Here is a 16,945-nt window from a genome sequence, read left to right on the forward strand (position 1 = left end):
CGATCGCGATGGTGGTGCTGGGCCTGCTGCTGGGCCTGGTGGGCACCGACGTCAATTCCGGCGTGGCGCGCTTCTCCTTCGACATCCCCGAGCTGACCGACGGCATCGGCTTCATCGCGATCTCGATGGGCGTGTTCGGCTACGGCGAGATCATCGGCAACCTGTCGCAGCCGGACACCGAGCGCGAGATCTTCACCAACAAGGTCAAGGGCCTGTGGCCGACGGGGGACGACTTCCGCAAGATGATCCCGGCCGTGCTGCGCGGCACCGCGCTGGGCTCCTCGCTGGGCATCCTGCCGGGCGGCGGCGCGCTGCTGTCGTCCTTCGCGTCCTACGCGCTGGAAAAGAAACTGAAGATGGCGCCGGGCGAACTGCCCTTCGGCAAGGGCAACATCCGCGGCGTGGCCGGCCCCGAGTCGGCCAACAACGCCGGCGCCCAGACCTCCTTCATCCCGCTGCTCACCCTGGGCATCCCGCCCAACCCGGTGATGGCGCTGATGGTCGGCGCCATGACCATCCACAACATCCAGCCCGGCCCGCAGGTGATGACCAGCAACCCCGAGCTGTTCTGGGGCCTGATCGCCTCGATGTGGCTGGGCAACCTGATGCTGATCGTCCTGAACCTGCCGCTGATCGGCATGTGGATCAAGCTGCTGAAGGTACCCTACCGGCTGCTGTTCCCTGCCATCGTGCTGTTCTGCGCCATCGGCGTCTACACCACCAACAACAACACCTTCGACGTGTGGATGGTCGCCATCTTCGGCTTCGTCGGCTACGTGTTCCTCCAGTTCCGCGTGGAGCCGGCGCCGCTGCTGCTGGGCTTCATCCTCGGCCCGATGATGGAGGAGAACCTGCGCCGCGCGCTGCTGCTCTCGCGCGGCAGCTGGAGCGTGCTGGTCACGCGCCCGATCTCGCTGGGCCTGCTGATCGGCGCGCTGGCGCTGCTGGCCATCGTGCTGCTGCCGTCGGTGAGCGCCAAGCGCGAGGAAGCGTTCGTCGAGGACTGACGACCGGCCTTCGCCCGCGCCGCCTGCGGGCGGGCGGCCTACCTACCCCCAGCGCGGCGCCGGCTCGTCCTTGAGCACCTGGCGCCGCTGCGCGTAGTCGGGCAGCACGCGCTCCACCTGGTCCCAGAAGCGCGGGCTGTGGTCCATCACCCGCAGGTGGGCCAGCTCGTGCACCACCACGTAGTCGATGATGTCCAGCCGGTAGTGCACCAGCCGCCAGTTCAGCCGGATCGAGCCGTCGGCGCTGGCGCTGCCCCAGCGCGTGGCGGCGTTGGACAGCGACAGCTTCGTCCAGCGCACGCCCAGCAGCGGCGCGAAATGGTCGAGCCGCTCGGCGAAGATGCGCCGCGCCTGGCGCATCAGCCAGGCCTGGGCCGCATCGCGGATCTGCGCCACGCCGGCCTGCTGCGGCAGCGCCAGCCGCAGCACGCGGCCGCCGCCGTCCTCGCCGGCATCGAGCACCGCGCCGGCGGCGGCGAAGCCGTGCGCCGGGTCCAGGCGCAGGTGCACCGGTGCGCCGAGGAAGGGCAGCACGGCGCCGTCGCGCCAGTCGATGCGGGTGGCCTCCTGGCGCGCCTCGCGCTGCTGCGACTCGGCCAGCTTGCGCAGGATCCAGGCCGACTTCTCCTGCAGCGCGGCGTCCACGTCGCGCAGCGCCACCCAGCGCGGCGCGCGCACCGACAGGCCGTCCGCGTCCACCACGAAGCCGATGGTGCGGCGCCGGCCGCGCGCGAACTCGTAGGCCACCAGCGCATGCCCCAGCCGCGCCTCGCGGCTGGCGCGCGGATGCGCGAAGCGCACCGGCGCCAGTGCGTCGCCGAGCGGCACGCCGGGCAGGGCATCGTCTGCGCGGGTTCTTTCAGGCACCGTCCTGGGCTTGTCCGGCCGCGGCGGCGGCGCCGCGAGCAGCCCGTCGAACAGGTCGAGCGTCAGTTGGACCAGGGGCCGCATGGAAGGCCCTTCAGGCCGCGACGCGATACGCCTCGGGATCGAGGCGCCGCATCTCGGCCTCGATCCACTGCTCCACCTCGGCCATCAGCTCGTCGGCCCTGCGCCCCTGGCTGGAGATGGCCGGGCCGATGGACACGTCCACCACGCCCGGCCGCTTGACGAAGGCCTTGCGCGGCCAGCACTTGGCCGAGGTGACGGCGATGGGGATGACCGGCACGCCGGTCTCGATCGCCAGGCGCGCGCCGCCCGTCTTGTACTGGCCCTGCCGGCCGCGCTGCGTGCGCGTGCCCTCGGGGAACATGATGACCCACACACCCTGCGCCAGCAGCCGCTTGCCCTGCGCCACCACCTTGTGGAAGGCCTGTGCACGCTGGCTGCGGTCGATGTGCACCATGTCCAGCCGGCCGAGCGCCCAGCCGAAGAAGGGGATGTGCAGCAGCTCGCGCTTGAACACGTAGGCCAGCGGGTGCGGCATCAGCGTCGGCAGCAGGAAGGTCTCGTAGGTCGACTGGTGCTTGACCAGCAGGATGCAGCCGGCGTGGCGGTCCTGCGGCAGGTGCTCCATGCCCTGCACGCGGTGGCGGATGCCCAGCATCCAGCGCCCGCCCCACAGCGCCACGCGCAGCCAGCCGACGGCGAACCAGTACAGCGGCGCGCCGCGCACGAAGATGGACGCCAGCACCAGCACCGTGGCCCAGGGCAGCACGGTGACCAGCATCCACAGCAGATGCACCAGGGAACGAAGAAACGCCATCAGACGGCGACTTTCAGGCTTTCGCGTTCCTCGCGCGCCAGCAGCCAGCGGGCGAAGGCGGCCAGGTCCTCGTGCACCACGGTGCCGGGCGGGTACTCGGGCGGCAGCGGATGCACGCCGCGGCAGGCCTCGCCCATGCCGGTGAGCAGCAGGTGCGGCTCGCAGCCCGCGGCGGCGCCGGCCAGCAGGTCGCGCAGCGAATCACCGGCCGTGGGCACGCCGGCCAGGTCGATGCCGTAGCGCTCGCCGATCTGGTGGAACAGGCCCGGCTTGGGCTTGCGGCAGTCGCAGTGCTCGTCGGGGCTGTGGGGGCAGTAGAAGATGGCGTCGATGCGCCCGCCCATGGCCGCCAGCATCTTGTGCATCTTGGCGTGCATGGCGTTGAGCGAGGCCACGTCGAACAGGCCACGGCCCAGGCCCGACTGGTTGGAGGCGATCACCACGTGCCAGCCGGCCTGGTTGAGCCGGGCGATGGCCTCCAGCGCGCCGGGCAGCGGCGTCCACTCCGTCTCGCTCTTGACGAAGTCGTCGCGGTGGACGTTGATGCTGCCGTTGCGGTCGAGGATGACCAGCTTGAACGGGGCTGTGGGCATGGTGCGAGTATCGGTGCGGCCGTCTCAGCCGGCCAGCCGCTCGAGCAGCGCCACGCGGTTCATCGCGCGGTGCAGCGAGGCGAGCAGGCCCAGGCGGTTCAGGCGCAGGTCGGCCTCCTCGGCGTTGACCATCACGCCGTCGAAGAAGGCATCGACCGGCACGCGCAGCGCGGCCAGCGCCTGCAGCGAGGCGGTGTAGTCGCCGGCATCGAACTTCGCGTCGGCGTCGGGCACGATTTTCTGCATCGCCTCGTACAGCGCCAGCTCGGCCGGCTCGCGCAGCAGCGCGGTGGTGACGTGCGCGTCGGCCTCGGGCGACTTCTTCAGGATGTTGCCGATGCGCTTGTTGGCCGCGGCCAGCGCGGGCGCCTCCGGCAGCTGCGCGAAGGCGCGCACCGCCGCCAGGCGCTTGGGCACCTCGGCCAGGCGCTCGGGGCGGGGGCCCAGCACGGCATCCACTTCCTGCGCGCTGGCGCCCTGCTCGCGCAGCAGGCCGGCCAGGCGGTCGTAGACGAAGTCGAGCAGTTGGCCCTGCGCATCGGCCTGCGTGAGCAGCGGGCCCATCGCCTTCGCGGCGATGCCGACCAGCGCGGAGAGCTGCAGCGGCAGGTCGCGCTCGATCAGCATGCGCACCACGCCCAGCGCGTGGCGGCGCAGCGCGAAGGGGTCGCGGTCGCCGGTGGGCAGGTTGCCGATGCCGAACATGCCCACCAGCGTCTCCAGCTTGTCGGCCAGCGCCACCGCCAGGCCCACCGGGCCGCGCGGCAGCTCGTCGCCGGCGAAGCGGGGCTTGTAGTGGTCCTCGATGGCGTCGGCCACCGGCGCCGGCAGGCCGTCGTGCAGCGCGTAGTAGCGGCCCATGACGCCCTGCAGCTCGGGGAACTCGCCCACCATGTCGGTCACGAGGTCGGTCTTGGCGAGCAGTGCGGCCTGGTCGGCCTGGGCGATCAGGGCGGCGTCGCCCAGCTCGGCCGCGATGGCGGTGGCGATGGCGCGCACGCGCTCCACCCGCTCGCCCTGCGTGCCCAGCTTGTTGTGGTAGACCACCTTGGCCAGTTGCGGCACGCGCGAGGCCAGCGTCTTCCGGCGGTCCTGGTCGAAGAAGAACTTGGCGTCGGCCAGGCGCGGGCGCACCACGCGCTCGTTGCCGCCGGTCACGGCGCTGGCGTCCTGCGGGCGGATGTTGCTGACGACGAGGAAGCGGTTCGTCAGCCGGCCCTTCGCATCGAGCAGCGGGAAGTACTTCTGGTTGGCCTTCATCGTGAGGATGAGGCACTCCTGCGGCACTTCCAGGAACTCGGCCTCGAAGCCGCACACCAGCACGTTGGGCCGCTCGACCAGCGCCGTCACCTCGTCCAGCAGCGCGTCGTCCTGGATCGGCTCGGCGCCGCCGCCGACCTGCTCGGCCGCCAGCGCGAGCTGGCGTGCGATCTCGGCGCGGCGGGCCTCGAAGCCGGCGATGACGGCACCCTCCTCTTCGAGCTGCAGCGCGTAGCTGTCGGCGTTCTTCAGCACCACCGGATCGACGGCCGCCTCGAAGCGGTGGCCGTGCGTCTCGCGGCCGGAGACGAGGCCCAGCGCCTGCACCGGCACCACCTCGCCGCCGTGCAGGGCCACCAGGCCGTGCGCCGGGCGCACGAAGCTCACGCTCGTCCAGCCGGGCAGCTCGCAGCCGCTTTCGAGCTGGTAGCTCATCACCTTGGGGATGGGCAGCTTCGCGATCGCCTCCAGCAGGGCCTTCTGCAGGCCGTCGGCCAGCGTGGCGCCGGGCAGCACGCTCTCGTAGAACAGGGCCTCGGCCTTGCCGTCCTGTGCGCGCCTGAGCGAGGCGGCGGCGGATGCATCGGCGCCCAGCGCGGCCAGCTTCTTGACGAGCGCCGGCGTGGCGTTGCCCGCCGCGTCGAGGCCCACCGACACCGGCATCAGCTTCTGCGACACGGGCTTGTCGGCCGCGCGCGGGGCCACGTTCGTGACGTGCGCGGCCAGCCGCCGCGGCGAGGCGTAGGGCGTGAGCAGCGAGGCGGCATCGGCCAGCCCCTGGGCGCGCAGTTGCGCCAGCAGCACCTCGCCGAAGGCCTGGCCCAGCTTCTTCAGCGCCTTTGGAGGCAGTTCCTCGACGAACAGTTCGACGAGCAGATTCGGGTTCGTCATCAGGCGGCCACTTTCTCTTTCTTCGGGATCTGCGCGACCCACTCTCGCGGCGCCATCGGGAAGCCCAGGCGCTCGCGGCTGTCGTAGTAGCTCTGCGCCACGCTGCGCGCGAGGTTGCGGATGCGGCCGATGTAGGCGGCGCGCTCCGTCACGCTGATGGCGCCGCGGGCGTCCAGCAGGTTGAAGCTGTGCGCGGCCTTGAGCACCTGCTCGTAGGCCGGCAGCGCCAGTTGCGCCTCCATCAGGTGCCGGGCCTGCTTCTCGTGCGCGTTGAATGCGGTGAAGAGGAACTCCGCGTCCGAGTGCTCGAAGTTGTAGGCCGACTGCTCCACCTCGTTCTGCTTGTAGACGTCGCCGTAGCTCAGGCCTTCCGTCCACTTCAGGTCGTAGACGTTCTCGACGCCCTGCAGGTACATCGCCAGGCGCTCCAGGCCGTAGGTGATCTCGCCCGTGGCGGGCCGGCAGTCGATGCCGCCGACCTGCTGGAAGTAGGTGAACTGCGTCACCTCCATGCCGTTGAGCCACACCTCCCAGCCCAGGCCCCAGGCGCCGAGCGTGGGGTTCTCCCAGTCGTCCTCGACGAAGCGGATGTCGTTCTTCTTCAGGTCGAAACCCAGCGCCTCCAGCGAGCCGAGGTACAGCTCCAGGATGTTCGACGGCGCCGGCTTCAGCACCACCTGGTACTGGTAGTAGTGCTGCAGGCGGTTGGGGTTCTCGCCGTAGCGGCCGTCCTTGGGGCGGCGGCTGGGCTGCACGTAGGCGGCCTTCCACGGCTCGGGGCCGATGGCGCGCAGGAAGGTGGCGGTGTGGCTGGTGCCCGCGCCCACTTCCATGTCGTAGGGCTGGAGCAGCGCGCAGCCCTGGGCGTCCCAGTAGGACTGCAGCGTGAGGATGATCTGTTGGAAGGTCAGCATGATGGGCCCGAGGCAGGGGGCCGGCGGGCACGACAGGGTGCTCGCGGCGAACCGGGGATTCTAGGAGGCTGTCGGGCTTGGGCATGGCCCTGCGTTGAGCGACACAGCCCGCAGGCAAGACGCCCAGCGCAAGCTGCATGATGTGCAGCGAGCATGGGCAACGCGGCCTGCGGGCTGTGTCGCTCAACCCTTCGGGCCGCCGCCAGGGCCATGCCCAAGCCCGACAGCCTCCTACAAGCGCGCTGCCGCGCGGCGCCTGCGCCATGCCGCGGCCGCGCCCGCCGCCGCACCCAGCAGCGCGAGCCCCCACAGCGGCGCCAGGCCCGCGCGCGACACCCACCACGCGTAGGGCGTGATGCCGCCGCGCCCTTCCACCTGCGCCTGCAGCACGCCGCGCGTCAGGCGCGGCAACTGGTGCGTGACCACGCCGCGGTGGTCGATCACGGCGGTGGCGCCGGTGTTGGTGGCGCGCAGCATCGGCCGCTGGAACTCCAGCGCGCGCATGCGCGAGATGGCCAGGTGCTGGTCGATGGCCACGGTGTCGCCGAACCAGGCGATGTTGCTCACGTTCAGCAGCACCGTGGGCGCCGCGGCGGCATCGCGGAAGCCGGCGCCGATCTCCTCGCCGAAGAGATCCTCGTAGCAGACGTTCAGCGCGATGCGCTGGCCCTGCCAGGCCAGCGGCGCCTGCGGCAGCGCGCCGCGGTGGAAGTCGCCCAGCGGGATGTTCATCATGCGGATGAACCAGCCGAAGCCCGGCGGGATGAACTCGCCGAAGGGCACCAGGTGGTGCTTGTCGTAGCGGTAGGCGCCCTGCGGCTGCGGCAGCAGCGCGACCACGCTGTTGGCGTAGCGGCCCGACGCATCCACCAGTGGCAGTCCCACCAGCGCGGCCTGCCCGCTGCCGGCGAAGCGCGCGGCCAGCGCGGCCCAGTAGCCCTCCGGCAGCTGGCGCGGCAGCAGCGGGATGGCGGTCTCGGGCGTGACGACCAGCGGCGCCGACGACGCGTGCAGCTGCTCGGCGTACCAGCGCAGCGCGACGCCGATGCCGGCGCCGGGCACGAACTTCTCGTCCTGCGGGATGTTGCCCTGCAGCAGCGCGACGCCCAGCGTGCCGCGCGACTGCGAGGCGCCGCCGTCGCCGTGCAGGACACGCAGCCCCAGCGGCGCCAGCGCCAGCACGGCGACCGCCGCCGCCGGCGCCAGGACGGCACCGGCGCGCGCAGGGCGCCCGACACGCATCACCCGGCCCAGGCAGGCGGCCAGCGCCGCCGCCAGCGCGCCGATGCCGTACACGCCGACCCAGGGCGCATAGCCGGCCAGCGGCCCCTCGACGTGCGCATAGCCGCCCGCGCCCCAGGGGAAGCCGGTGAACCAGTGGCCGCGCAGCAGCTCCGCCAGCGTCCACAGCGCCGCGAACAGCAGCACCGCGCCGGCCGGCCGCGCCGGCGCCCAGGCGACGAAGGCGGCGCAGGCCGCCGCGTAGTACAGCGCCAGCGCCGCCGCCAGGGCGAGCACCGCCAGCGCCGCCAGCGGCGCGGGCAGCCCGCCGTAGGTGTGCATGGAGATGAACAGCCACCAGAAGCTGGCGGCCAGCCAGGCGGTGCCGAACAGCCAGCCGCACAGGCCGGCACGCCGCCAGCGGGCGCCGGCGGCGCGTTCGGCATCGAGCAGCGCGCACAGCAGCGCCAGCGACAGCAGCTGCAGCCACCACAGCGGGCGACCGCCGACGGGCCAAGCGATGGATGCGGCCTGCAGCAGGCCGGCGACGAGGAAGCCCAGCGTGCGCAGCGCGGCCGTCCTCAATCCGCGGCGTCGTCGCCGCGCGCCGGCGACACCTTGAACCAGCGCACCGCGCCGCCGCGGGTGTGCATCACGACGAAGTCGAAGCCGCCCACCGCATGCCGCTCTCCGCGCTTGGGCACGTGGCCCATCTCGTGCGCGACCAGGCCGCCGATGGTGTCGAAGTCCTCGCTCTCCTGCTCCTCGGTGAAGCGGATGCCGAAGGCCTCGGCCACGCGCTCCAGCGGCGTGTCGCCGCTGACGCGGTAGGTGTGGTCAGCCAGGCCGAAGATGTCGCCCTCGTCCTCCTCCTCGTCGAACTCGTCCTCGATCTCGCCGACGATCTGCTCGAGCACGTCCTCGATGGTGATCAGGCCCGCCACGCGGCCGAACTCGTCGATCACGATCGCCAGGTGGTTGCGGTTGCCGCGGAACTCGCGCAACAGGTCGTTCAGGCCCTTGCTCTCGGGGATGAAGGCGGCCGGGCGCAGCAGCGCGCGGATGTTCAGCTCCGGCGAACGCTGCAGCTTGAGCAGGTCCTTCGCCAGCAGGATGCCGATGATGTTTTCCTTGTCGCCCTCGTACACCGGGAAGCGCGAGTGCGCGGTGTCGATGACCAGGTGCAGCAGCTCGTCGTAGGGCGAGTCGATGTCGATCAGGTCCATGCGCGGCGCCGCCACCATCACGTCGCCGGCCGTCATGTCGGCCATGCGCAGCACGCCTTCGAGCATGACGCGGGACTCGGCGCCGATGACCTCGTTGTCCTCGGCATCGGCCAGGGTCTCGATCAGCTCGTCGCGGGAATCGGGACCGGGGTTGATGAACTCGACGAGTTTCTGCAGGAAGCTGCGCTTGTCCTCCCGGACCGGTCCGGGCGCGCGCTCAGGGTGGGGGTCTGCCACTGCGGGGGGCGGTAGTTGCGGAAGGACAAGGATACCGGATGGCCGGCGGCCGCCGCCACCGCGCCCGCCGCCCTCGCCTCAGGGCGAAGACTGGTCGCGCGCGGCGCGCACGCCGCTGCGCACCTCCTGCAGGCCGGCCAGGAAGGACCAGAACTGCTTGGCACGCGTCTTGAGCTGGTAGTCCACCTCGGCGAAGTGGTCCAGCGCGATCTCGTTCATGCGGCTGTCGAAGGTGGCCTCCGGCAGCTTGAGAAAGGCCTCGGACTCGGAACCGCTGCGCTCCACGGTGGCCCCGGCATTGCGCGCGATCTTCAGCATCGCGGTGTTCTCGCTCAGCGCGTGGATGAAGAGCATCTTCACGCCCTCGTTGCGCGCCGAGACCACCGCGCGCTCGAACAGCCGCGCGCCGAAGCCGCGCCCGCGCGCGTGCTCGGAGACGGACACGCCGAACTCGGCGCAGTCGCCGTGCGCCTCGTCGGGCGAGAAGGCCAGGTGCGCCATGGCGATCAGGTCCAGGCGGCGGTTGTAGATGCCGAACAGCTCGTCGCGCTCGAAGTCCAGCCCGCTCACGTAGCGCTCGATCTGCTCGTCCGAGGCGGCGTAGCCGAAGCGCAGGTAGCGGTCGCGCTCGGACAGGCCCAGCAGGTGCTGGCGGATGCGGCCGCGCTCGCGCGGCCCGATCGAGCGGATCGGCACGAGCACCGGCGCCGGCGCGCGGGCCGGTGCGGCGGCGGGCTGCGCCGCCACCACCGGCGGGCGCAGGAAGCCGCCGACGCCCAGCGCCGTGCTCAGGAAGGTCCGTGCAGGAAGCATGGGGGGAATATAAGGGTTTTCCCTAAACCTACAAGCCGAAGTGACATCGGAATGTCACCGCAGTGCGTGCTTTTACCGGCTTGCGGGCCGAAATGCCATCGGCCGTGGCGCCTGCGCAACCCTCGCGGCGGGGTTCAGACGGGCACCGCGGTGGTGGCCTTGACCCGGTCGAGCACGAAGCTGGTCTTGCAGTCCTGCACGCTGGGGTGCTTGAGCAGGGTGTCCATGATGAAGCGGCTGTAGTGCGCCATGTCGGCCACCACGACGCGCAGCAGATAGTCCATCTCGCCGGTGAGGGCAGCGCATTCGACGACTTCGGGCCAGGTCTGTACGCTGGCGCGGAACAGGTCCATAGGGTTGCGCTTGTGGGTTTCGGTGTGCTTTTCCAGCCGCACGTTCAGGTAGGCCGTCAGGCCCAGGCCGACGGCTTCGGGCTTGACCAGCGCCACGTAGCGGTCGATGACGCGGCTTTCCTCCAGCCGCCGCACCCGCCGCAGCACGGCGCTGGGCGACAGGCTGACCTGCTCGGCCAGCTGCTCGTAGGTGGCACGGCCGTCCGCCTGAAGCATGCGCAGAATGAGGCGATCATGCTTGTCAAGTGCATCCATCCGATGGATTTTGCACTTTTTCTGCTTTCAACATCGAAAACAGGCTTGAAAACGCAGAAAAACTGATCCCCGGCGCCCCTACAGTCCTGCCATCCCCTTTTTCCATCCCTTCCATCCGCGCGACGCAGGAGACACCCTCATGAGCGACACCACCCCCGCCTTCCAGCCCTGGGACAACCCCATGGGCACCGACGGCTTCGAGTTCATCGAGTACGCCGCCCCCGATCCGGCCGCCATGGGCAAGGTGTTCGAGCGCATGGGCTTCCGCGCCGTCGCGAAGCACCGCCACAAGAACGTGCTGCTCTACCGCCAGGGCACGATCAACTTCATCGTCAACGCCGAGCCGGACTCCTTCGCCCAGCGCTTCGCGCGCCAGCACGGCCCCAGCGTGTGCGCCATCGCCTTCCGCGTGCAGGACGCCAAGGCCGCCTACGAGCGCGCCGTGTCGCTGGGCGCCTGGGGCTTCGCCGACAAGGCCGGCCCGGGCGAGCTGAACATCCCCGCCATCAAGGGCATCGGCGACAGCCTGATCTACCTGGTGGACCGCTGGCGCGGCAAGAACGGCGCCAAGCCCGGCGACATCGGCAACATCGGCTTCTACGACGTGGACTTCGAGGCGCTGCCGGGCCTGACGGCCGAGGAGGCGCTGGCGCCCGAGGGCAACGGCCTGACCTACATCGACCACCTGACGCACAACGTGCACCGCGGCCGCATGAACGAGTGGGCCGACTTCTACGAGCGCCTGTTCAACTTCCGCGAGATCAAGTACTTCGACATCGAGGGCCAGGTCACCGGCGTGAAGAGCAAGGCGATGACCAGCCCCTGCGGCAAGATCCGCATCCCGATCAACGAGGAAGGCAAGGAGCAGCCCGGCCAGATCCAGGAGTACCTGGACATGTACCACGGCGAAGGCATCCAGCACATCGCGATGGGCTCGGACGACCTCTACAAGACGGTCGACAAGCTGCGCGAGAACGGCGTCACGCTGCTGGACACCATCGACACCTACTACGAGCTGGTCGACAAGCGCATCCCCGGCCACGGCGAGAACGTGGAGGAACTGCACAAGCGCAAGATCCTGATCGACGGCAAGAAGGACGCGCTGCTGCTGCAGATCTTCAGCGAGAACCAGCTCGGGCCGATCTTCTTCGAGTTCATCCAGCGCAAGGGTGACGACGGTTTCGGCAACGGCAACTTCAAGGCGCTGTTCGAGAGCATCGAGCTGGACCAGATGCGCCGCGGCGTGCTCAGCGCCGCCAAGTGAGGCGGGCGGTCCGGCCATCACCATGAACACCGGCAGCCCGACTCCGGCCGTCTACGGCGAATCGGAGCGCCCGCCGCGCGGCGACTACGCCCGCGGCGGCCAGGTGCAGGCGGACTACACCTGCCCGCAGGACTACGCGAGCTACACGGACGCCGATCACGACACCTACCGGCGCCTGTACGAGCGCCAGGCGGCGCAGCTGCCGGGGCTGGCCTGCGACGCCTTCATCGCGGCGCTGCCCTCGCTCGGCGCCAAGGACCGCATCCCGCGCTTCCAGGACATCAACGCGCGGCTGCGGCAGGCGACTGGCTGGGAGATCGTGGCCGTGCCCGGGCTGATCCCCGAGCTGCCCTTCTTCCAGTTGCTGGCGAACCGCAGGTTCCCCGTCACCGACTGGATCCGCCGGCCCGAGGAGTTCGACTACATCGTCGAGCCCGACGTGTTCCACGACCTGTTCGGCCACGTGCCGATGCTGTTCGACCCGACCTTCGCCGACTACGTGCAGCGCTACGGCGAGGGCGGCATCAAGGCCCACCACCTGGGCGCCGGCGAGAAGCTGGCGCGCCTGTACTGGTACACGGTGGAGTTCGGCCTGATCCGCCAGCCACAGGGCCTGCGCGCCTACGGCGCCGGCATCCTCAGCTCGGTCGGCGAGCTGCAGCATGCGGTGCGCAGCCCGCAGCCGCACCGCCTGCCGCTGGACCTGGTGCGCACCATGCGCTCGCGCTACAAGATCGACAGCTACCAGAGCACCTACTTCGTCATCGACAGCTTCGACCAGCTGTTCGACATGACGGCGCCGGACTTCGCGCCGCTGTACGAGCGGCTGAAGTCCGAGCCGGACATCGAGGCCGGCGCGCTGCTGCCCGGCGAGCGCAGCCTGGGGCTGGGCTGAGGTCCTGGCCGCCGCGCGCGATCAGAACCGGTACTTCATCGTCAGGCTGGCCCGGCGCGGCTCCATGTAGGTGAGCTGGCCGTAGGCCTGGAACGTGTCGTAGTGCTTCTTGTCCGTCGCGTTCTCGATGTTGAGCTGGGCGGACAGGCGGTCGTTGAAGTCGTAGCGCGCCATCAGGTTGACCAGGGCGAAGGCGCCCTGGTCCACACGCTGGGTCAGCCCGAGCGGATTGGCGGCGTTCCCGTAGGTGCTGCTCTGCCAGCTCACGCCGCCGCCCAGGGTCAGGCCGCTCAGCGCACCCGACAGGCGGTAGGTCGTGAACAGCCGCAGCGTCTTGCGCGGATAGATCGTGTTCACGTCCTGGCGATCCGCGTCCTTGAGACTGAACTGCGTGTAGCCGGCATTGAGGTTCCAGCCGCGCGCCAGTTCGCCAGACACTTCCAGTTCGAAGCCCTTGCTGGTGGCGCCGTTGGAGGCGCGGTAGACCGCCTCGGGCAGGCCGCCGAGGCCCGGGATGGTCTCGCCCGTCTCGACCGCCAGGTTCTGCTGCTTGATGCGGAACACCGCGGCCGAGGCGTTCAGGCGGCCGTCGAAGAACTCGCCCTTGACGCCGACCTCCGTGCTCTTGCCCTTGATCGGCTCGATGTAGGTGCCGTTGATGTCGCGCGCGTTCTGCGGCTGGAAGATGTCGGTGTAGCTGGCGTAGACCGACAGTTCCTTGCTGACGTCGAACACGAGGCCGGCATAGGGCGTGACCTCGCTGCCGTATTTCAGCCGGTAGGGGTTGCTGTAGACATCGTCGCCGCGCCGCTGGTAGTTGGTCACGCGTGCGCCGAGGATCAGCTTGAGCGGATCGGCCAGGCTCAGGCGTGCCGCGCCGTACACCGCCTCCTGCCGCGTGTAGCTCTTGCCGTAGTACGACAGGCCGCTCCAGACGGGCTCGGGGTAGTCGGCACCCAGCAGGTTGAAGTTGCCGAGCGCCACGAAGGAATTGGTCAGCGCCGAGCGGCTGTAGGCGTTGAACTTCTGCGTGGAGCTCGCATAGCCGAAGGCTGCCTCGTGCTCGCGGCCGAACAGGCGGAAGCCGCCGCTGCCCTGCACGCTGAAGTCGTGCTGGCGCGTGCGCACGTCGTAGGAGGCCGGGAAGGCGAACATGCCTTCGCCCGTGAGCAGGCTGGGATAGCCCGAGGCGTAGGACAGGTACGAGTCGGCCTTGCGGTCGCCGTGGTTGTAGCTGAGCTTGAGCTTCCAGTCGTTGTCGAAGCGGTGCTCCAGCGAGAGGAAGTAGGTGTTGTAGGCCGTGTTCCAGCGCGTCCAGCTTGCGGTGGTGGACTTGGAGCGGTCCCAGTTGGCGAAGACGCCCTCGGCGTACCAGACCGGCAGGCCGCCCCACATCGGCCCGTTCGAGTCGGTCTTCTGCCGGCTGACGCCGGCCGTCAGCAGCGTGCGCGGGCCGATGTCCGCCTCGAAGGCGGCCAGGAAGGTGCCGTTTTCCTTGCTCAGCCGGTCGATGTAGCTGTCGGCCTTGGAGTATTCGCCGACCACCCGCGCGCGCACCGTGCCGGCCTGGTTGAGCGGCGTGCTGAGGTCGAACAGGCCGCGGCGCTCGTTCCAGGAGCCGATGCCCAGCTCCACGTTGCCGGTGAAGACCTTGCTGCTGGCGCGCTTGCGCACCAGGTTGATGGCCGCCGACGGATCGCCCGCGCCGGTAGTCAGGCCGGTGGCGCCGCGCACCACCTCGACGCGGTCGTACATGGCCAGGCTGGTGAAGATCTCGCCCGAACTCCACGGCTGCTCCCAGGTGGTCGGCACACCGTCGATCAGCAGGTTGTTGATGTTGAAGCCACGCGCCGTGAACTGCCCGCGGCTGGTCTCGTACTGGTTGAGGTACACGCCCGTGGTGTTGCGCACCACGTCCGAGATGGTCTGCATGCCCTGGTCCTCGATGCGCTGCTGCGTCACCACCGACACGGACTGCGGCGTCTCGCGCAGGCTCAGGCCCAGCGGCGTGGCCGTGCGCGACGGGCCGGGCGTGGTGTACGAGCCCGTGCCCTCGGTGGTCTCGCTCTGCCCGGCGGCCTCCACCTGGACGGCGGGCAGGGTGTCGGCGGTGGCGGCGGCCTGGGCCATCGCCAGGGCGGGGATGGCCATCGCGATGCCGGCGGCCAGCGCCTTCAGCGCGGCAGGCGCCGCGGCGTGCGGCAGTGTGTGGACCCTCTTCTTCATTGCTGCTGTTCTGCGGTGTGATGGATGTGGAAACGGAAGGCCGCCCCCTCTGCAAGGCAGAAAGAGCGGCCATGTGAATGAATTGTAAATGATAGTGATTTTTATTTGAAAAGAAACAAAAAAAGAGACCCGCTGCCATGGACAACGGATCTCTTCCGGGCCAGGCGGCGGGCAGCCGCCGTGGCGATGCGGTCTACCCGTGCGCCGGCGAAGGCGGCACGGCGACGGCCGGCGGCGCGCTCAGCGGCCGGCCGCGGCCAGCGCCTGGTCCAGGTCGGCCAGCAGGTCGTCGATGTGCTCGATGCCGACGCACAGGCGCACCGTCTCCTCGCTCACGCCGGCCTTGGCCAGTTCCTCGGGCGAGAGCTGGCGGTGCGTGGTGGAGGCCGGATGCGTGGCCAGCGAGCGCACGTCGCCGATGTTGACCAGCCGGGTGAAGAGCTGCAGCGCGTCGAGGAACTTCGCCCCTTCCGCCCGGCCGCCACCGATGCCGAAGGTCAGCAGCCCGCTCGCGCGGCCGCCCATGTACTTCTTCGCCAGTGCATGGTCCGGGTGGTCTTCCAGGCCGGCGTAGTTGACCCACCGCACCGCCGGGTGGGCTTTCAGGTGCCGGGCCACGCGCAGCGTGTTGTCGCAGATGCGGTCCATGCGCAGCGCCAGCGTCTCGATGCCCTGCAGGATCAGGAAGGCGTTGAAGGGCGAGATCGCGCCGCCCGTGTTGCGCAGCGGCACCACGCGGGCGCGGCCGATGTAGGCCGCCGGGCCCAGCGCCTCGGTGTAGACCACACCGTGGTAGCTCACGTCGGGCTCGTTGAGGCGGCGGAAGCGCTCCTTGTGCTGGGCCCAGGGGAACTTGCCCGAGTCGACGATGGCGCCGCCCACGCTGGTGCCGTGGCCGCCAAGGTACTTGGTGAGCGAGTGCACGACGATGTCGGCGCCGTGCTCGATGGGGCGCAGGAGGTAGGGCGAGGGCACCGTGTTGTCCACGATCAGCGGCACGCCGTGCTGGTGCGCGATGGCGGCGATGGCGGCGATGTCCGTGATGTTGCCGGCCGGGTTGCCCAGCGACTCGACGAACACCGCCTTGGTGCGCTCGTCGATCAGCTTGCCGAAGCTGGCCGGGTCGCGGTGGTCGGCGAAGCGCACGTTGATGCCGAACTGCGGCAGCGTGTGCGCGAACAGGTTGTAGGTGCCGCCGTACAGCGCCGTGCTGCTGACGATGTTGTCGCCCGCCTCCGTGATGGTCTGGATGGCATAGGTGATCGCCATCTGCCCCGAGGCCAGCGCCAGCGCGGCGATGCCGCCCTCCAGCGCAGCCACGCGCTGCTCCAGCACGTCCTGCGTGGGGTTCATGATGCGCGTGTAGATGTTGCCCGGCACCTTCAGGTCGAACAGGTCGGCGCCGTGCTGCGCGCTGTCGAAGGCATAGGCCACCGTCTGGTAGATCGGCGGCACGACGGCCCTGGTGGTCGGCTCGGGCGAGTAGCCGGCGTGCACCGACCGGGTTTCGAATTTCCAGTTCTCGGACATGGGAAAGCCTTTCACTTTCTAGCTATCGGAAAGAGAAGAACGGGGCCCGAGCCACGCGGCTCGGGCCCCGCACCGCGCAGCGGCCCGTCTTCAGCGGCCTTGCGCCAGTTGCTCCAGCGCCGCGCGGCGGCCGAGCGTACGCGCTTCGACCAGCCGCTGCAGTTGCTCCGGCTTCGGCCGCGACTTGCCTTGTTCCCAGAGGTAGATCGTCGCGCCGCTCATGCCCACCAGCCGGCCGTAGTCGGCCGCCGACAGGCCCAGCCTGGCACGGTGCGCGGCCAGGCGCGCCGCGCTGAAGCGCCGCGGCGTTCCATCCGACGCACCGCCGCCGCCGCCACCGCCACTGGCGGCCGGCGCGCGCGAGGCGTTGGCCACCTGCCGATGCGCCTGCTTGAGCTGCCTGTGCAGATCGGCGACCTCCCGCCGCAACTGCGCGATCGCGCTGCGGTGCTGCGTGCTCGCCCGCTTGAGACTCTCGAGTTCCGCGCGGACTTCCTTGCGCGCCACGCGCGCGATCTCGGATTTGAGAACAGATGCGATGTTGGCCATAGGGGG

General features: G+C 70.0%; 15 protein-coding genes. 3 read left to right on the forward strand and 12 right to left on the reverse strand.

From position 1 onward, the window contains the following. Window positions 1-1,007: tripartite tricarboxylate transporter permease (locus tag ACIY1X_RS16350; protein WP_399682347.1), on the forward strand; the 1,007-nt coding region annotated here is incomplete at its 5' end. Between the two features lie 42 nt (window positions 1,008-1,049). Here ACIY1X_RS16350 and ACIY1X_RS16355 read toward each other — a convergent pair. The 9 genes from ACIY1X_RS16355 to ACIY1X_RS16395 all read right to left on the reverse strand — a co-directional run bounded on the left by ACIY1X_RS16355 (window position 1,050) and on the right by ACIY1X_RS16395 (window position 10,475). Continuing rightward, window positions 1,050-1,958 (reverse strand): M48 family metallopeptidase, encoded by a 909-nt coding sequence (locus ACIY1X_RS16355; RefSeq protein ID WP_399682350.1) that lies wholly within the window; start codon window positions 1,956-1,958, stop codon window positions 1,050-1,052. 10 nt (window positions 1,959-1,968) lie between these two features. After that, window positions 1,969-2,712 (reverse strand): lysophospholipid acyltransferase family protein, encoded by a 744-nt coding sequence (locus ACIY1X_RS16360; RefSeq protein WP_399682352.1) that lies wholly within the window; start codon window positions 2,710-2,712, stop codon window positions 1,969-1,971. Next, window positions 2,712-3,305, reverse strand: a complete 594-nt coding sequence (gene gmhB, locus ACIY1X_RS16365; RefSeq protein WP_038211274.1) for a D-glycero-beta-D-manno-heptose 1,7-bisphosphate 7-phosphatase — start codon at window positions 3,303-3,305, stop codon at window positions 2,712-2,714. The genes ACIY1X_RS16360 and gmhB overlap by 1 nt, the downstream gene beginning before the upstream one ends. Before the next feature lie 24 nt (window positions 3,306-3,329). After that, a complete protein-coding gene (glyS, locus tag ACIY1X_RS16370) occupies window positions 3,330-5,456 on the reverse strand; it encodes a glycine--tRNA ligase subunit beta (protein WP_399682355.1) in 2,127 nt (708 codons plus the stop codon). Then, a complete protein-coding gene (gene glyQ / locus ACIY1X_RS16375; protein ID WP_399682358.1) occupies window positions 5,456-6,370 on the reverse strand; it encodes a glycine--tRNA ligase subunit alpha in 915 nt (304 codons plus the stop codon). The genes glyS and glyQ overlap by 1 nt, the downstream gene beginning before the upstream one ends. Window positions 6,371-6,601: 231 nt before the next feature. Continuing rightward, complete coding sequence (lnt, locus tag ACIY1X_RS16380; RefSeq protein ID WP_399682361.1) at window positions 6,602-8,176, reverse strand: apolipoprotein N-acyltransferase; 1,575 nt, start codon at window positions 8,174-8,176, stop codon at window positions 6,602-6,604. Further along, window positions 8,173-9,054, reverse strand: coding sequence for an HlyC/CorC family transporter (locus ACIY1X_RS16385; RefSeq protein WP_038211288.1), 882 nt, complete (start codon window positions 9,052-9,054; stop codon window positions 8,173-8,175). The genes lnt and ACIY1X_RS16385 overlap by 4 nt, the downstream gene beginning before the upstream one ends. A 78-nt stretch (window positions 9,055-9,132) precedes the next feature. Then, on the reverse strand, window positions 9,133-9,867 hold the full coding sequence (locus ACIY1X_RS16390) for a GNAT family N-acetyltransferase (RefSeq protein WP_399682365.1): 735 nt from the start codon (window positions 9,865-9,867) through the stop codon (window positions 9,133-9,135). Between the two features lie 134 nt (window positions 9,868-10,001). Further along, window positions 10,002-10,475, reverse strand: a complete 474-nt coding sequence (locus ACIY1X_RS16395) for an Lrp/AsnC family transcriptional regulator (RefSeq protein ID WP_399682368.1) — start codon at window positions 10,473-10,475, stop codon at window positions 10,002-10,004. A 139-nt stretch (window positions 10,476-10,614) separates the two neighbouring features. On the opposite strand from ACIY1X_RS16395, the gene hppD reads away from it, so the two are divergent. After that, window positions 10,615-11,739 (forward strand): 4-hydroxyphenylpyruvate dioxygenase, encoded by a 1,125-nt coding sequence (gene hppD / locus ACIY1X_RS16400; RefSeq protein ID WP_399682371.1) that lies wholly within the window; start codon window positions 10,615-10,617, stop codon window positions 11,737-11,739. Window positions 11,740-11,761: 22 nt separating this feature from the next. Further along, window positions 11,762-12,634, forward strand: coding sequence for a phenylalanine 4-monooxygenase (phhA, locus tag ACIY1X_RS16405; RefSeq protein ID WP_399682373.1), 873 nt, complete (start codon window positions 11,762-11,764; stop codon window positions 12,632-12,634). A 21-nt stretch (window positions 12,635-12,655) separates the two neighbouring features. Here the strand turns inward: phhA and ACIY1X_RS16410 are convergent, their stop codons facing one another. The 3 genes from ACIY1X_RS16410 to ACIY1X_RS16420 all read right to left on the reverse strand — a co-directional run. Further along, entirely contained in the window at window positions 12,656-14,860 is a 2,205-nt protein-coding gene (locus tag ACIY1X_RS16410) for a TonB-dependent siderophore receptor (protein WP_399682376.1), read from the reverse strand. A 240-nt stretch (window positions 14,861-15,100) separates the two neighbouring features. Beyond that, window positions 15,101-16,390 carry an O-acetylhomoserine aminocarboxypropyltransferase/cysteine synthase family protein gene (locus tag ACIY1X_RS16415; protein WP_399682379.1) on the reverse strand — a complete coding sequence of 430 codons (1,290 nt, stop codon included), beginning with the start codon at window positions 16,388-16,390 and terminating at the stop codon, window positions 15,101-15,103. Between the two features lie 90 nt (window positions 16,391-16,480). Then, a partial coding sequence (locus tag ACIY1X_RS16420; RefSeq protein WP_399682381.1) for a helix-turn-helix domain-containing protein occupies window positions 16,481-16,945 on the reverse strand: 465 nt, incomplete at its 5' end.

Origin of the sequence: Xenophilus sp., assembly GCF_044462705.1 — a bacterium.
In the GTDB taxonomy this organism is placed as follows: domain Bacteria; phylum Pseudomonadota; class Gammaproteobacteria; order Burkholderiales; family Burkholderiaceae_C; genus Xenophilus; species Xenophilus azovorans.

Coding starts and splice junctions, on each gene's coding strand:
- phhA (WP_399682373.1), top strand. CDS start 11,762: ATGAACACCGGCAGCCCGACTCCGGCCGTCTACGGCGAATCGGAGCGC.
- ACIY1X_RS16410 (WP_399682376.1), bottom strand. CDS start 14,860: ATGAAGAAGAGGGTCCACACACTGCCGCACGCCGCGGCGCCTGCCGCG.
- ACIY1X_RS16390 (WP_399682365.1), bottom strand. CDS start 9,867: ATGCTTCCTGCACGGACCTTCCTGAGCACGGCGCTGGGCGTCGGCGGC.
- ACIY1X_RS16415 (WP_399682379.1), bottom strand. CDS start 16,390: ATGTCCGAGAACTGGAAATTCGAAACCCGGTCGGTGCACGCCGGCTAC.
- gmhB (WP_038211274.1), bottom strand. CDS start 3,305: ATGCCCACAGCCCCGTTCAAGCTGGTCATCCTCGACCGCAACGGCAGC.
- ACIY1X_RS16395 (WP_399682368.1), bottom strand. CDS start 10,475: ATGGATGCACTTGACAAGCATGATCGCCTCATTCTGCGCATGCTTCAG.
- glyQ (WP_399682358.1), bottom strand. CDS start 6,370: ATGCTGACCTTCCAACAGATCATCCTCACGCTGCAGTCCTACTGGGAC.
- ACIY1X_RS16355 (WP_399682350.1), bottom strand. CDS start 1,958: ATGCGGCCCCTGGTCCAACTGACGCTCGACCTGTTCGACGGGCTGCTC.
- glyS (WP_399682355.1), bottom strand. CDS start 5,456: ATGACGAACCCGAATCTGCTCGTCGAACTGTTCGTCGAGGAACTGCCT.
- ACIY1X_RS16360 (WP_399682352.1), bottom strand. CDS start 2,712: ATGGCGTTTCTTCGTTCCCTGGTGCATCTGCTGTGGATGCTGGTCACC.
- hppD (WP_399682371.1), top strand. CDS start 10,615: ATGAGCGACACCACCCCCGCCTTCCAGCCCTGGGACAACCCCATGGGC.